Origin of the sequence: Alkalimonas mucilaginosa, assembly GCF_036327005.1 — a bacterium.
Classification (GTDB): domain Bacteria; phylum Pseudomonadota; class Gammaproteobacteria; order Enterobacterales; family Alteromonadaceae; genus Alkalimonas; species Alkalimonas mucilaginosa.
The window spans coordinates 1-641 of the sequence record NZ_JAUGZK010000047.1 but is presented as its reverse complement, the minus strand read 5'-3'; the positions used below and the strand labels follow the sequence as shown (position 1 = coordinate 641).

Sequence of the window (641 nt, the reverse complement as noted above, 5' to 3'; positions counted from 1 at the left end):
GTTGCCAGAGCACGATGAATTTATCAGTGTGCAGGAGCTGTACAAAAAAGCCCGCTGCAATCCGAATCACTTGGGGTGCATTGAGCTCACCAAAGCCAACTGCTATCAAGCTCAGGCGGTACTGGTTGGCACCGGCTGGAAACTCAGAAAACGGGACAAAAAGCGCAAATACAAAGAGCCCTGGCTGCTGGTGTCGTCCCTGCCAAAGTGCCTAAACTATGCCAATAAAATCGCAACTTGCTACGGCAAACGCATGCAAATCGAAGCCAGCTTCCGGGACCAGAAAAGCAGTATTTATGGGCTGGGCAGCAATGCGCATGGCACCACGGAGCCAACGCGTTTGGCGCTCCTGATTTTACTGGCCGCTCTGGCGAACTGGCTGCATTACATGCTGGGAGTTGCTACAGAGATGGCGGGCCTACACCGGCAGTTTCAGGCCAATACGATGCGAAACAGGCGGGTGCTATCCTTCAGCTACCTGGGCATGCGGCAATGCAAGTTCGAGCGGCTCAGGCTAAGTGCTGCACAGATAGCCGCCGCCATAGAGCAAATCATGCTCTGGGTTGCCGAGCTGGATTGGGCTGTGATCAAATTGGAAAAGAGCTGATACTATGAGCTTTAAATTTGTGGGGATCCCTCAG

1 pseudogene is annotated in these 641 nt (G+C 53.2%); it reads left to right on the top strand.

Annotation, left to right across the window (positions count from 1 at the left end):
• Positions 1–607 (top strand): annotated as a pseudogene (locus QWF21_RS18060) (IS4 family transposase); the annotation flags it as partial.
• Between the last annotated feature and the right edge of the window lie 34 nt (positions 608–641).